This window comes from Loigolactobacillus coryniformis subsp. coryniformis KCTC 3167 = DSM 20001 (assembly GCF_002706425.1).
Lineage (GTDB): Bacteria > Bacillota > Bacilli > Lactobacillales > Lactobacillaceae > Loigolactobacillus > Loigolactobacillus coryniformis.
In genome coordinates this window covers 2,686,432-2,700,248 of the sequence record NZ_CP017713.1, presented here as the reverse complement: position 1 = coordinate 2,700,248, position 13,817 = coordinate 2,686,432, and the positions used below count along the sequence as shown (strand labels likewise).

General features: G+C 43.6%; 12 protein-coding genes, 2 tRNA genes and 1 CRISPR repeat array (1 of these 15 running past the window's edge). Of the genes, 12 read left to right on the top strand and 2 right to left on the bottom strand.

Features of this window, described 5'->3' with window-relative positions; all coding sequences use genetic code 11:
* Positions 1 to 559: direct repeats of the CRISPR family, unit length 36 nt; unit sequence GTTTTAGAAGAGTGTTAAATCAATGAGTTTAGAACC; it reaches 1,391 nt to the left of the window's first position.
* 167 nt (positions 560 to 726) lie between these two features.
* The 10 genes from msrA to LC20001_RS13030 all read left to right on the top strand — a co-directional run bounded on the left by msrA (position 727) and on the right by LC20001_RS13030 (position 10,584).
* A complete protein-coding gene (gene msrA / locus LC20001_RS13075; RefSeq protein ID WP_010009266.1) occupies positions 727 to 1,563 on the top strand; it encodes a peptide-methionine (S)-S-oxide reductase MsrA in 837 nt (278 codons plus the stop codon).
* Between the two features lie 88 nt (positions 1,564 to 1,651).
* The gene (locus LC20001_RS13070; protein ID WP_010009265.1) at positions 1,652 to 2,293 is read left to right on the top strand and encodes an SDR family oxidoreductase; all 642 of its coding nucleotides are present in this window, start codon (positions 1,652 to 1,654) and stop codon (positions 2,291 to 2,293) included.
* Between the two features lie 541 nt (positions 2,294 to 2,834).
* The gene (locus LC20001_RS13065) at positions 2,835 to 4,295 is read left to right on the top strand and encodes a peptide MFS transporter (RefSeq protein ID WP_010009264.1); all 1,461 of its coding nucleotides are present in this window, start codon (positions 2,835 to 2,837) and stop codon (positions 4,293 to 4,295) included.
* A gap of 110 nt (positions 4,296 to 4,405) precedes the next feature.
* The gene (locus LC20001_RS13060; protein ID WP_010009263.1) at positions 4,406 to 5,233 is read left to right on the top strand and encodes a metallophosphoesterase; all 828 of its coding nucleotides are present in this window, start codon (positions 4,406 to 4,408) and stop codon (positions 5,231 to 5,233) included.
* A gap of 81 nt (positions 5,234 to 5,314) precedes the next feature.
* Positions 5,315 to 5,395 (top strand) — tRNA-Tyr (locus LC20001_RS13055).
* A gap of 5 nt (positions 5,396 to 5,400) precedes the next feature.
* Positions 5,401 to 5,472: transfer RNA gene (locus LC20001_RS13050), tRNA-Gln, on the top strand.
* 487 nt (positions 5,473 to 5,959) lie between these two features.
* On the top strand, positions 5,960 to 7,342 hold the full coding sequence (gene ltrA, locus LC20001_RS13045; RefSeq protein WP_069700543.1) for a group II intron reverse transcriptase/maturase: 1,383 nt from the start codon (positions 5,960 to 5,962) through the stop codon (positions 7,340 to 7,342).
* Positions 7,343 to 7,640: 298 nt separating this feature from the next.
* The gene (gene proC / locus LC20001_RS13040) at positions 7,641 to 8,441 is read left to right on the top strand and encodes a pyrroline-5-carboxylate reductase (protein WP_010009262.1); all 801 of its coding nucleotides are present in this window, start codon (positions 7,641 to 7,643) and stop codon (positions 8,439 to 8,441) included.
* 153 nt (positions 8,442 to 8,594) lie between these two features.
* On the top strand, positions 8,595 to 9,743 hold the full coding sequence (nagA, locus tag LC20001_RS13035) for an N-acetylglucosamine-6-phosphate deacetylase (protein ID WP_003679539.1): 1,149 nt from the start codon (positions 8,595 to 8,597) through the stop codon (positions 9,741 to 9,743).
* 139 nt (positions 9,744 to 9,882) lie between these two features.
* Positions 9,883 to 10,584 (top strand): GntR family transcriptional regulator, encoded by a 702-nt coding sequence (locus LC20001_RS13030; RefSeq protein ID WP_010009261.1) that lies wholly within the window; start codon positions 9,883 to 9,885, stop codon positions 10,582 to 10,584.
* A gap of 362 nt (positions 10,585 to 10,946) precedes the next feature.
* On the opposite strand, the gene LC20001_RS14445 is transcribed toward LC20001_RS13030, so the two are convergent.
* A complete protein-coding gene (locus LC20001_RS14445) occupies positions 10,947 to 11,093 on the bottom strand; it encodes a hypothetical protein (RefSeq protein ID WP_010009260.1) in 147 nt (48 codons plus the stop codon).
* Between the two features lie 135 nt (positions 11,094 to 11,228).
* Positions 11,229 to 11,426 (bottom strand): hypothetical protein, encoded by a 198-nt coding sequence (locus LC20001_RS13025; RefSeq protein WP_145955959.1) that lies wholly within the window; start codon positions 11,424 to 11,426, stop codon positions 11,229 to 11,231.
* 570 nt (positions 11,427 to 11,996) lie between these two features.
* Here LC20001_RS13025 and LC20001_RS13020 point away from each other — a divergent pair.
* Together LC20001_RS13020 and LC20001_RS13015 are read left to right on the top strand one after the other, a co-directional pair.
* Entirely contained in the window at positions 11,997 to 12,845 is an 849-nt protein-coding gene (locus tag LC20001_RS13020) for a glycosyltransferase family 2 protein (protein ID WP_010009258.1), read from the top strand.
* A gap of 14 nt (positions 12,846 to 12,859) precedes the next feature.
* Entirely contained in the window at positions 12,860 to 13,798 is a 939-nt protein-coding gene (locus LC20001_RS13015) for a GT-D fold domain-containing glycosyltransferase (protein WP_050781687.1), read from the top strand.
* The last annotated feature ends 19 nt before the right edge of the window (positions 13,799 to 13,817 follow it).

Below are 13,817 nucleotides of genomic sequence, written 5' to 3'. Positions count from 1 at the left end.
AGAAGAGTGTTAAATCAATGAGTTTAGAACCCCGGATTGCTGTTGCAATAAATAATTGTCCGTTTTAGAAGAGTGTTAAATCAATGAGTTTAGAACCGGCAAATTATGGCGTTAGTCAACCTGGCGTGTTTTAGAAGAGTGTTAAATCAATGAGTTTAGAACCTTTCCTTTACCTTACAAGACTTATTATATAGTTTTAGAAGAGTGTTAAATCAATGAGTTTAGAACCCCTTTCCTTATCTTATGAGCCTAGTATATAGTTTTAGAAGAGTGTTAAATCAATGAGTTTAGAACCCACTTTGCGTGTCGTAATCGTAAAAGTCCTGTTTTAGAAGAGTGTTAAATCAATGAGTTTAGAACCCGGTTATATTCGGCCAAGAATTGAGCGTACGTTTTAGAAGAGTGTTAAATCAATGAGTTTAGAACCTCAATAAGCGATTAGTAGCTGTTGATTTTTGTTTTAGAAGAGTGTTAAATCAATGAGTTTAGAACCAGAATATCATGGCTATCAACGACTGTTTCCGTTTTAGAAGAGTGTTAAATCAATGAGTTTAGAACCAGGCACCCTTCGAAAAATCGTCGGCGACCTGTTTTAGAAGAGTCTTAAATCAATCGTTTGTAAAATAGCGCCTAATTGATGGCGCTATTTTTTACAATCAAATTTAGTGCATTTCCGCGCAACATCACCGATAATACAGGTAAATCTGCGGACAAGGTGGTGGCGTCATGACACCGGTGCAGGAAGCACAACTTAATGACATTTACAATTTGATCCTCAACCCAGCAACTCGTGACTGGGAGCGAGCGCAACTAGTTAAGCTGAAAAAAGCCGTTGCTGCAGGTGCTACTTTTAATACGGAGTTGGCACGGTTGGAAGCTAGCTTACGACCTTTGGCGGTACGCGATAATCTGACTCCCGATATGACTGATTTTTATCACAAAATTACCGGTGAGCCTGAATTGGCCGCCAAATTTGATCTTTCCCGCCACTATGCGGCCGACCAGCCGTATGAAGCGCGGGCAATTTTCGCCGGTGGTTGTTTTTGGTGTATGGTTGAGCCGTTTGATGCGCGACCAGGGATCATCGCGGTGATTTCGGGCTATACTGGCGGTCACACCGAAAATCCCAGCTACGATCAGGTGATTGGTCAATATACCGGCCATGTTGAGGCGGTGGAAATTATTTTTGATCAGCGCATTGTAAAGTACGCCGATCTAGTCAATTTATTTTGGCAGCTGATCGACCCCACTGATGATCAGGGACAAATGAATGATCGCGGCAGTCATTATCGGCCGGTGATTTTCGTGCGTGATCAACAGCAGCAAGCAATTGCCATGGCCTCGAAGCAAGCGCTAGCGGCGTCAGGCAAATATAAAAAGCCAATTGTTACGGCCATCGAGCAGGCGCAAAAGTTTTGGCCAGCGGAAAACTTTCATCAGGAATTCTATAAAAAGAATCAGCAGCGCTATAAACGGTTGGAACGTACACGGCAACAGTATTTAGCGGTACAACATTTACGTAGTAAACTGCAGTTGGGCTGGCAACGATTTAAACGTAAATAAAGCTTTTCATTCGCTTCAGTTGCGAAATGTAATTATTAGTATTACAGTTAAAATGTAGTTTGAGCAAACGAATGGAAGGAAGGATATCATGAGTAATGTATTGATTCTTGGGGCCGCTGGTAAAATCGCTCGTTTAGCGGAACAACAGCTTTTAGCAGAAACGGATGCGCAATTAACACTGTATTTACGGCGTCCTGAACGGCTCGGCAATGTTGCTGGCAATCGCGAAAAGGTGATCGATGGTGACACGACGAAGCCGGAACAATTAGTGGCGGCGATGCACGGACAAGATATTGTCTATGCTAATTTAGCTGGTGCTAATATTGAAGAGCAGGCGACTAAAGTTGTGGCGGCGATGCAACAGACTGGCGTTAAGCGACTGATCTGGATTTCTACATTGGGTATTTATGATGAAGTTCCCGGTGAATTTGGCAAATGGAATCATCAGATGTTAGATGGCGGTTATTTGCAAACGTATAGTGCAGCGGCTAAAGTGATCGAAGCTTCTGATCTAGATTACACAATTATTCGGCCAGCTTGGTTGTCCAACAAGGATGAGATCGACTATGAAACAACCCAAAAAGGCGAGTCCTTTAAAGGTACCGAAGTCGCACGTAAAAGTGTCGCGGCGTTTGTCACTAAATTAGTACAAGATCCTAGTCAAGAAATTCGGCATTCGGTTGGTTTAAATAAACCAAACACCGATGGTGATAAGCCTGAATGGTATTAAAAGTTAGGAGAATGTGACATAAGGCGCCCAGCTTTTAAGCATTAGCCTAGATCGGCAATAATCCACTACGTGAATTATTTGCCGAGCATAGCTACTACGCCACCGTAGTGGTTGATTTTCGTACCGAAAATCTTAAATGTGCTGAACGTTGTCCATTCAATTAAGGCGAAAACCGCCAAGTTGAAACAGGGCAAGCGGAAAAAGTTGCCTTATGGCATACGTTTTAACGATAGTGTTCGGAAGTGCAAAGAAGGAGTTGGGCATAAGCGACTTATGTCACAACTCCTATTTTTTATACAATAAATTGCTGTGGATATACTGAGGAAAGCGGTTACTAATTGACGCTGCTAGTCACTTTGCATTATAATATTCATTATGTGAAAATTCTATGCTCTAAAAGGGATGTGAAGTTCGCACTTAATTATCAGCGGTTTTAATGTGACAACAGGTTACATATAGCAATTTAGTTGGGTGACTATAGTTTTATGTATTTGCTGTTAGAAATTAGTGAGAATAAGTAAATGGTGAAAGGAAGTTAAAATTGAATAACAAAGAGGAAAAAACCTTCTTGGGCCAACCGCGTGGGTTAATGACGCTGTTCTTTACCGAGTTCTGGGAACGCTTCAGTTACTACGGCATGCGGGCATTATTGGTCTTCTACTTGATCGACACAGTTAAGCGCGGTGGCTTAGGCTTTGACGAAGCAACTGGTGCTTCGATCATGTCGATCTACGGTTCGCTAGTTTATATGTCTAGTGTGATTGGCGGCTTTATTGCCGATCGGCTACTGGGCAGTCGGCGGACTGTTTTCTGGGGTGGCGTACTGATCATGATTGGACATATTGTCTTATCGTTACCATTTGGTCAAGGTGCGTTGTACGGCTCCATTGCATTGATCGTTTTAGGGACAGGCTTACTGAAGCCAAACGTTTCCGAAATGGTTGGTACATTGTACACCGAAGACGATGTGCGCCGTGATTCTGGCTTTACGATCTTCGTTATGGGGATCAACGCTGGTTCGCTTTTAGCACCATACGTCGTTGGTTCGATCGGTCAGCAAGTCAATTATCATCTCGGCTTCTCCTTAGCCGCTATCGGGATGTTCTTCGGTTTGATCCAATACTGGCGTGGCGGTAAAAACCTGAATGAATCTAGTAATCGTCCCGGCGATCCTGTTTCTGAAGATGAAAAAGCAGGCTTGATCCGTAAAATTGTCGCGATCGTGGTTGCTGCAATCGTGGTCTTTGGCTTGATGGCTTTTGCCGGCAAACTTAATGTTACTAATGTGATCTTGGTCTTTAGTATCTTGGGGGTATTGTTGCCAATTGGTTACTTCGTAATGATGCTTTCTAGTCGTAAAACGACTAAAGTTGAACGCTCACGGGTTTGGGCTTATGTACCATTGTTCATTGCCAGTGTTTTATTCTGGTCAATTGAAGAACAAGGCTCTGTTGTATTAGCCTTATTTGCTAAAAATCAAACGATCTTGAATCTTGGCTTTATCAACTTGTTACCATCTTGGTTCCAGTCATTAAATCCGTTATTTATTATCTTGTATGGTCCAATCTTTGCTTGGTTCTGGGTCAAGTTAGGTAAACATCAACCATCAACACCCGCTAAGTTTGCTTATGGCTTATTGTTTGCCGGTGCTTCCTTCTTGGTTATGCTGATCCCTGTTTCCTTGTTCGGTCAGCAACGGGTCAGCGCTTTATGGCTGGTTCTCAGCTGGGCGATCGTCGAAATTGGTGAAATGTTGATCTCACCAGTTGGCTTGTCAGCAACGACTAAGTTAGCGCCAAAAGCGTTCCAGTCGCAGATGATGAGTATGTGGTTCTTAGGTGACGCTGCTGCCCAGGCGATCAACGCCCAAATCGTGCGCTTGTATACACCAGCTAACCAAATGATGTATTTCGCAGTCATTGGGATCATTACCGTGGTCTTTGGTATTTTACTGGGCTTCATGGTACCGAAGATTAAGGGATTGATGGAAGGTATTAATTAACACGTTTCCGTAAAATCAATTCTAAGACACTCTAGAGAACAAAATCATAAAAATGTGTTAGGCTTAGCCTGACACATTTTTTTATTTTCTATAATTATGGGGTGAGCGCGATGCGTAAAATTGCGATGACCAGTGATAATCATTTTGATGTGAACCAGCTTGATGCAAACGAATTGTTGACCCAGCAGGCTGCTTATTTGTTAGCGCAGCATTACACCGATTATTTGATTGCTGGCGATTTGTTCAATGATTTTACCGCAAGTGTCGCTTACGTCGAAGCATTGGCCAAGCGCTTGGCACCACAATGTCGTGTGTTTTTTATTGCCGGTAATCACGATATGGTGCGTGGTGCTGATTTTGCTACCTTACAAAGTGGGGTCAACGGGCACTATGTACATCAAAAAATGATCGATTTTCCTGGTACCAACTATGTTTTGATCGGGAATAATGGCTGGTATGATTACCAATTTGCTCAAGTACCAGATAAAACAGCGGCTGATTTTGCCCAGTGGAAGCGGGCTTACTGGATCGATGGTGTGATCGAACAACCGCTGAGTGATCGGCAACGTATGGAGCTGGTTTTAAGCGATACAGCAGCTAAATTGGCACAAGCCGCCGCGCAACACAAGCAAGTACTGTATATGACGCATTTTGTGCCGCAAGACGCATATATCAGTCATGTCCCGCGCCAGCCGCACTGGGAGATGGCTAACGCTTTAATGGGCTCACCACGTTTAGGTGCTTTGTTAAGTCGTTATCATGTTGCTTATGCGTTATTTGGGCATACGCATTTTAAATATCCACCGCGGCAAATTGCTGGGACCACTTATTTTTGTCGGCCAGTGGGCTATGGCACCAAACGTCACTACGAATGGAAATTTGGAACGGATTTTATCAGTGAATGGCAGGCGTGCTTACAGACATTAGTACTGGAATAATTGGCGTTGCAGCTAAACCTATAAAAAAGACTTGCAATGTCCGCCGATTTCAGATAAAATATTTAATGTTGAAAAACACATGGAGGAGTAGCGAAGTGGCTAAACGCGGCGGACTGTAAATCCGCTCCTTCGGGTTCGGTGGTTCGAATCCACTCTCCTCCATTGATTGGGATATAGCCAAGCGGTAAGGCAACAGACTTTGACTCTGTCATGCGCTGGTTCGAATCCAGCTATCCCAGTAATTAGGAAGCAACGACTGATTAGGTCGTTGCTTTTTTTGGTGCGCCCGGCATGGGCGTCAACTAGGTGGTGAAAGTCCACTGCGGGCCGTAGTAGTCGGAACCGCTAGCCAAAGGCAAGGCCTTTATCGTGAGGTGAAGACTGAAGGAAGCCTGATGAGCAAAGTACTGCACCGATGAACAAGAAGCAGCTATAAGGCCGGAAGTAACTGGATAAGGTGGCCAAACACACTGAAGTCCGATACTACCCGAAGTTACGACAGTAAAGCTGACGGTGACATGGTACGAAAGTTGACGTTCTTACCCGGGGAGACCTGTACACACAATCCTGATTTTCTTAGGGAATACCCAAATGACAAGGAAATATGAGTTCAAAGCAAGTCAGAAATGGCTGGTTAAGTGTACAGGAGTCAGCCGAGGTCATAGTAGTGGGTAACCATGAAGGACCAAACAATAATAACTCATATTGCGACTGGAAGTGAAGACGATGCGAAAATCGCAGAAAACAGAACAAGCTGACCGCCAGCGGATGATAGGTCTGGAAGACCAAAGACAAACTGGGGCGCGTAGTATCGCCTCCGGTGAAGGAGAAAAGATGAGTGGCACTCAGTTTCAAGCATTAGTTTTGGCCCGCAACAACCTGAATTTGGCTTATCAACGTGTGGTCAGGAACAAAGGGGCGGCCGGAGTTGACGGTATGACCGTTGATGAATTGAAACCGTACCTGAAAGTACATCGCGAAGAATTACTCGCAGAATTGGCCAATGGGACTTATAAACCGGCACCAGTCAAGCAAGTCTCAATTCCAAAGCCCAACGGTGGAACGCGTAAGCTTGGCATTCCGACCGTGATCGACCGGCTAGTCCAGCAGGCCGTGGCCCAGGTCCTTTCGCCGATATATGAACAGATCTTCGCCAACAATAGTTTTGGTTTTCGACCCCAACGCAGTGCACATGACGCAGTTCAACAGGTCGTTCAGCTAGATAATGCGGGTTATCACTATGTGGTTGATCTGGATTTGAAGGCCTACTTCGATACGGTTAATCATGACATGCTTATGAAGTTTCTCAAGCAGCGAATTAGTGACCGCTGGATACTACGGCTCATTCGCCGTTTTCTGACTAGTGGCACCATGAATGGGCAATTGTTTGAACGCAGTGAGAAAGGCACACCGCAAGGCGGGCCGATCTCGCCACTGTTAGCGAATATTTATCTCAACGAATTCGACCAAGAACTAGCTAGGCGCGGTCATGAATTTGTCCGTTACGCCGATGACTGCAATATCTTTGTTAAAAGTCCACGCGCGGGCCAACGAGTCCTCGCTAGTGTGACTCGTTTTCTCGAGCATGAGTTAAAACTCACGCTCAATCAGGAAAAGACACAAGTGGTCGCCACCAACAGAATGAAGTTCTTAGGTTTTACGTTGGGCCACACTAAAGGCAGGGCTTTTCCCTATCCGGTGTGGTCAGCGAAGCAGCGAGTTAAACAAGCATTGAGGCGGCTGACTAAGCGTAATCGTGGTGTATCCGAAGACCAAATAATGGCAGAGATTCGTCAAAAGATGCGCGGTTGGTTGCAGTATTACAGCTTGGGTAGAATGAAGCGGTTCATCACGGAATTAGATGCGTGGCTGCGGTCACGTATTCGCCAGTACATTTGGAAACAATGGAAGAAAGCCAAAACTAGAGAGAACAACTTGAGCGGATTAGGATTTACGAAAGATGAAGCTAAGCTATCCGCTAACACGCGTAAAGGGTACTGGCGGACAGCGCATAGTAAAACGCTGTGCCGTACCCTAACTAACAAAGAGCTGGAACGTCGTGGACTCATTAACTTGAGTCAGACGCTCCAGCAAATTCAGAGTGCTTAAATTATTGAACCGCCGTATACGGAACCGTACGTACGGTGGTGTGAGAGGACGGTAACTTACAATTACCTCCTACTCGATTACCTAATTACTATCAGTAATGGTGTGAATATTGACTAGCAATACAGCGGCACACTTGTTTAATATTGTAGGGAAGCCGTAACAAAGGCAGCTTTTTGTTGGGCTTCCTTTTTATATAGTTAATACCATTGACAGCGCTGCGGAATTTCGCTAGGCTCAAACTAAAGCGAGTTGGCTGCAACTGCTGAAATCTAGCATTTAAACGAAAGTAGGTTTTACAATGAAAATTGGCTTTATCGGCGCCGGACATATGGCCCAAGCGATCATGATCGGTTTATGCAAGCAAAAATACGTGGCAACGGCGGATATTTTAGTGCATAGTGCGCATGAAACGAGCTATCAGCCGTTTGCCGCTGAGCATGGCTTGACGGCCGTAACTAGCAACGCTGCGATCGTAACACAAGCAGATATTGTGATTCTGGCGGTACCAGCGGCGCAAACGTTAGATATCGTGGCTTCGCTACAAGATGAATTGGCCAGTCATGAGCCAATTTTGGTTTCAGTTGCAGGTGGAATCTCTTTGGCACAGTTACAGGAAAACTCAGACAGCACTGGCTTAAGTATTGTCCGGGCGATGCCAAACGTCAACGTGGCGATTAGGCAAGGAATGACTGCTTTGGTTACTAGTCCAATTACGCCTACTGCTGATTTTGCTCAAGTGGAACAACTTTTCCAAGCCTTAGGTGATACCACTCCGTTGGCAGAGAAGGACTTTGCAACTTTTAGCGCTGTGGCTGGTAGCGCTCCGGCGTACGCCTATTTATTTATTGATTCGTTAGCGCGAGCAGGCGTTAAGTATGGTTTAGACAAAGAAATTGCAACTAAGATCGCGGCGCAGACAGTACTAGGTAGTGCAGCTAACGTTGCGGAAAGCAGTACCAATCCGTGGGGCTTGATCGATCAAGTTTCTTCACCTGGTGGCACAACGGTGGCTGGTTTATTAGCGATGGAAGAAGCTGGCCTAATGACGGCGGTAGTCAAAGGAATCGACGCCACGATTGCTAAAGAAAATGCCGAATAGCGTTGACCAACGCTTGAAGTTTTGGTCTATACCGATTATAATAAAGTTATTCATTTAAAGCAGGTGGGTATTTTTTGATACGCGCCGGTTTTAGGTCACGGGATTTTTACTGCGGTAAAGGTTACCTCAATTAGGAAAAGGTGGAATAAATCAATGAGTACAAAAGTGTTGAAGCACGCCACGATTTATACTGGTGACGATATCATCGATGATGGTTTTGTTCGTTTTGATGACAAAATTTTAGCGGTTGGATCAATGGAAGATTTCAAAAATTACCCTGGCGATGAAGTGATTTTGGCAACTGGTAAGACGATCATTCCTGGATTTATCGATGTACACAGTCACGGTGGTTATGGTTTCGACGCCATGGATGGTAATGCGGACGAGATCGACGCTATGGTCAAAAAAATGACGCAAAACGAAGGTATCACGACTTACTTTGCTACAACAATGACACAATCCAACGCCAACATTGAAAAAGCAATGCGTGGGGTTAAGGAAGCGGCTGACCGTAATCCAGTGATCAAAGGCGTTCATTTGGAAGGGCCATTCATTTCCGCTAAATTTAAAGGTGCACAACCAGAAGAGTACATCAAAGATCCTGATCCTGAATTACTTGACCATTGGAATGAATTAGCTGGCGGTTTGGTTAAATTGATCACTTACGCGCCAGAAGATGATCACGCCAAAGAGTTCGAAGATTATTGTTTAGCGCATAATATTGTGCCAGCTGTTGGTCACAGTAACGCTACTCGTGAACAATTATTGACCAGCAAGGCGAGCCACGCTACCCATTTGTACAACGCACAACGCGAATTCAAACATCGTGAACCTGGTGTTACTGGCCACGTTATGTTGGAAAACAACATGTACGCTGAATTGATCATGGATGGTTTCCACATCGTACCAGATATGCTAGAACTTGCTTTCGACCAAAAGGGCCCAGAACGCATTGAATTAGTCACTGACTCGATGCGCTCAAAAGGGATGCCAGAGGGCGAAAGTGAACTTGGCGGTCAAAAAGTTTTTGTTAAAGACAAGCAAGCTCGTTTAGCTGATGGCACATTGGCTGGTTCCGTTTTGGAATACCCTGATGCATTCAAGAACGCTTTGAAGTTCACCGAAGCTGACCTTTACGACGCTGTTTTGATGAGTTCAGTTAACCAGGCCCGCGAATTCGGTCTAGATAGCAAAGGCGGCATTGCTGTCGGTAAAGACGCTGATATGAACATTATTGATAACGCTGCTAACTTGTTAGAAACATACAGCTACGGCCGTCATTTTGTTCGCAACGCTGACTAAAATTTTAAACGTAACGAGACAGAGTTCGCGATTAACGTCCGAACTCTGTTTTAATAAACTTTCGTCGATAGTTGCTTTTTAACGCTACTTTAGACTATATTATTCTTGATTAAGCTATTTATTTGGAAGGAGGTCCAATATGGAATCACCAGTCTATATCCAGATCCATAATTCGATCAAACGTGACATTGAAGCCGGCAAATGGGCAGTTGGCGACCGCATTCCCTCCGAACGCGAATTATCAGTAACGTTCGGCGTTAGTCGGATGACATTACGCCAAGCCATTCAAACCTTAGTCGATGAAGGTATTTTAGAACGCCGCGTTGGTGCCGGTACCTATGTTGCCAACCAAAAAGTTCAGGAAAAAATGTCCGGTGTCACCAGTTTTACCGACATCATGTTAGCACAAGGCAAGAAGCCATCTAGCAAAACAGTTTCTTATCATGTTGCCAGCCCTTCGCTATCAGAAAAAGAAAAACTTCAGTTAACTGAAGATGCCCAGGTGCTGCGAATGGAACGAATTCGTTACGCTGATGACGTGCCGATCAGTTTCGAAGTTGCTACTGTGCCCGAAGAATTGGTGCGTGAGTTTAGTAAGCCGGAGATTACCAGTTCGTTGTATCGTACTTTGGAACACAAAGCTGGTTTGACGCTGGGCGGTGCACAACAAACGGTCACGGCCCAAGTTGCTTCCGAACGCATCGCTGAACTACTTGACATTAAACGCGGCGATCCAATTCTGCGGTTACGCCAAATTTCATTCTTGAAGAGCGGCGAACCGTTTGAATACGTGCGTACTCAATACGTCGGTAGTCGCTTTGAATTTTATTTGGAACGTTAAAAAACGTCCATTGGCTAAGTTGTCAATGGACGCTTTTTGGCGTGGATTGATTGATCGGCAGCGTCTAAATAGTAACCACAAAAGCGCTAGTGGCGTCTAAAATTGAGAGCACCCAGGTTGACCGACCATTGATGTTGTAAATAGCGGGCATAGAAGCTTACTACTGCTGTGCTTTGTAGTTGTTATCGGTATTTTTCTTAGCATCATCTGAGTCCATGATCCCATGTGTTTTCTAGTACATCAACTTACCGGTGTGTGTGTTGATCATTGAGTAACCTAAGGCACTATCAGCGTCTGAACGCGGATTAGTAAAGTCGGTAACGTACAGTACTTTACCTTGTTTATCAAAAGTTGAAATAACACTATTGTTCGTCGGCAACTGAATGCCAGTTTTTACCAAAATGCATATTGAGCCAACTGTATTGGTAACTACCGTTGGCCTGATTCATTGAAGAATTAGCCACGTCGGCGGTGATGTCTTCATCAATCCACTGTAGTAAATGTTGCAAGGCGTATCGCTTGGTTTGATCAGCTTCGTTGACTTCTAATTGCGAATTGCTGCCGTTTGCTGCTAACCAAGTCGTAGCTTCGCCGCCAAGCGTTGCGGCTCAAATAGCTAAAATCAGTATATATCATCGGTGCCTTCACGAATTTAGACTAAGCGTAGATGTCGCATCAATAATAAAATAGCCGGGTACTTTTTGTTTAGCCGTGTAATATTTAAAAAAGCCATCGAACTTGACTGGGGCAATGTAGACGGGCTTATTGTGATAGTATTGCGTTTGGATATCGCCGAGCCGATAATATTGTAAATTAGGCACATCGTTCATGTTTTTGTTCATCCTATTCTTAATTCTTTTCGGAGACAAAGCTACTGATGTAACGCCTTTTTTGAAGGTAGGTGTGTTTTTACTATCGACAGTTTCGGTTTGAATGCTATTAGCAACGGGTTTACAGCGAAAATCGTTTTACCTCTGCCATAAGCCACAATCACGGCTAGAACGACTAAAATACCAAGACTAATTTTCTGATGTAATTTGAATTGGCGTTCAAATGCAACTAATAAGCCTAGAGCTAATTTAGTTGCAGATGTTTTGGTACACTTATTTGGGTTGCAGTAATGCTAGCAGCCAAATAAGTACCGATGCGATCAAACTCAGCAGAATAATAGTTAATATTTCAATAACGCCCCAATTCTTTTTTGTTAAAATAAACTCCTGAATTAAGTATACTGAAAATGTGAGCGGTTTTAGGTAAGGTGTTTTGGTATGAAGTGATATTTGATTATGCGGATTTTTAGTTAGTAGTTGTATAGATAACAGAGCACTACAATGAATAATTTCTTAAATTCTTGCTGATGACTATCAAAGCGATACGATTTTTCATACAATAAGGAGTAGGTATTTACGGAAATGGAGAAAACAATGCGATTAACTGCGATTATTGTACTTTATGAAATATCTGCGGATACAGCACAAACGATTCGCTCGTTGCAAGCTATGAAAAAGACGGCTGCTTGGGCGATGATTCGGCAGATCCATTTTGTCATATTTGATAACTCGAAGCAGGCACAACTAGTACCAACCCAGCTTTTACCTAACTTTGAGTATTATCATAGTCAGCGAAACGTTGGTTTAGCAGCTGCCTATAATCAAGCGTTGGCTATCGCTGTGCAGCAAAATAGTGACTATCTCTTGCTGCTAGATCAGGACACTAAATTAACACCGAGCTATTTAGCGGAATTATTTACAGCAGTGACTGCCAAAGTACAGCCAATCGCGATCGTTCCTAAAATTCAGGCAGCTGGGCAATTGATATCACCGATACGCGCTGCACAACCGTTTAAAGTAATCCCTGTTACCAGCGGTTATCAAAATGAGGTAACGGCTATTAATTCAGCAGCTTGTTTTCGGGTTGACTTTTTGCAACAATGTGGTGGTTTTGAGCTACAGTTTCCGCTGGACTTTTTAGACTATTGGCTCTTTTATCAAGTCAGACAAACGCATCAGCCAGTATTGGTTTTACAAAGTCAGTTGATGCATGAGTTATCAGTGATGCACACGCAATCGATCTCAACTGCGCGTTATCAAGGCATTATACGGGCAGAATGGCTATATTATCATCGGTTCCAGAAAATTAGTTCATGGCAGTATTGGCGACATGTATGGCTTCGATTATTCAGTCAGCTTATTTTAAAACGTGACTTTGCAAAAGTGAAGTTATTACTGAAATGGATGATCCGGCGTAAACCCTCTGTTTGAAAGTAGTGAAAAAGATGACTTCAAAATTAGCTCAGATTAAGCAAATGATAAGTAATGATACGCTTTATAGTTTACTACAGCATGCTGCACATCCGATCATGTCGTTACGTTACCTCTGGTTCATGTGGCGAGCTCCGCGGCCGCAGGTAGCCAATACTAAGCAAACTTTAGCGTACTTAAATCAACATCATCTTTCGGTAGCGCGCTATGGTGATGGTGAATTTCGTTGGATGATGAATATTAAAAATGATTCCTTTCAGGACACAACTCCAGAATTAGCTCGACGATTGCAGGAAATCATTAAATCCAATCAAGCTAACATCATGATTTGTTTACCAGATGTTTTTGATGGTTTACAGCAGTATACACGGACTAATGCTGGTGCTTGGCGTCATATTCTAAGTCATTACGGTTTTAAAATCGTTAAGTATCTGCAGCCAAATAAACGCTATTATGATGCAAATTTTACTCGGCCTTATATCGATCGCCGTGATAAAGTGCAGAGTGAGCAGTTTTTTGCACAGATCAAGCATTTATGGGCTGATCGTAATGTGTTGATCGTTGAAGGTGCGGCGACTCGCTTTGGACTGAGCAATGATTTTTTAGCTACAGCACGTTCTGTTCGGCGAATTATTTGTCCAAGTACTAATGCTTTTAAACAGTATGCGGCTATTTTAGCGCAAACTAAAGCAATCGCGCGACCAGATGATGTAATTTTAATTGCGCTTGGACCTACTGCAACAGTGTTGGCTTACGATTTGGCTCAAGTAGGTTTTTGGGCGCTAGATATCGGCCATGCTGATGTGGAGTATGATTGGTTTCAAGCTAAGGCAACGGTCAGAACACCGCTTAAAAATAAATATGTCAATGAACTTGCTGCGGGGCATACGGTTGATAATACAAATGACAAGCAATACTTACAGGAAATTGTTGCACATATTGCTCAGACATAAAAAAGAAAGAGTGTGGCGT

Excerpts from the sequence above, each read along its gene's own strand:
- msrA (WP_010009266.1), top strand. The coding sequence starts at position 727 with ATGACACCGGTGCAGGAAGCACAACTTAATGACATTTACAATTTGATC.
- LC20001_RS13015 (WP_050781687.1), top strand. The coding sequence starts at position 12,860 with ATGACTTCAAAATTAGCTCAGATTAAGCAAATGATAAGTAATGATACG.
- proC (WP_010009262.1), top strand. The coding sequence starts at position 7,641 with ATGAAAATTGGCTTTATCGGCGCCGGACATATGGCCCAAGCGATCATG.
- ltrA (WP_069700543.1), top strand. The coding sequence starts at position 5,960 with ATGCGAAAATCGCAGAAAACAGAACAAGCTGACCGCCAGCGGATGATA.
- LC20001_RS13025 (WP_145955959.1), bottom strand. The coding sequence starts at position 11,426 with ATGAACAAAAACATGAACGATGTGCCTAATTTACAATATTATCGGCTC.
- LC20001_RS13070 (WP_010009265.1), top strand. The coding sequence starts at position 1,652 with ATGAGTAATGTATTGATTCTTGGGGCCGCTGGTAAAATCGCTCGTTTA.
- nagA (WP_003679539.1), top strand. The coding sequence starts at position 8,595 with ATGAGTACAAAAGTGTTGAAGCACGCCACGATTTATACTGGTGACGAT.
- LC20001_RS13030 (WP_010009261.1), top strand. The coding sequence starts at position 9,883 with ATGGAATCACCAGTCTATATCCAGATCCATAATTCGATCAAACGTGAC.
- LC20001_RS13060 (WP_010009263.1), top strand. The coding sequence starts at position 4,406 with ATGCGTAAAATTGCGATGACCAGTGATAATCATTTTGATGTGAACCAG.
- LC20001_RS13020 (WP_010009258.1), top strand. The coding sequence starts at position 11,997 with ATGGAGAAAACAATGCGATTAACTGCGATTATTGTACTTTATGAAATA.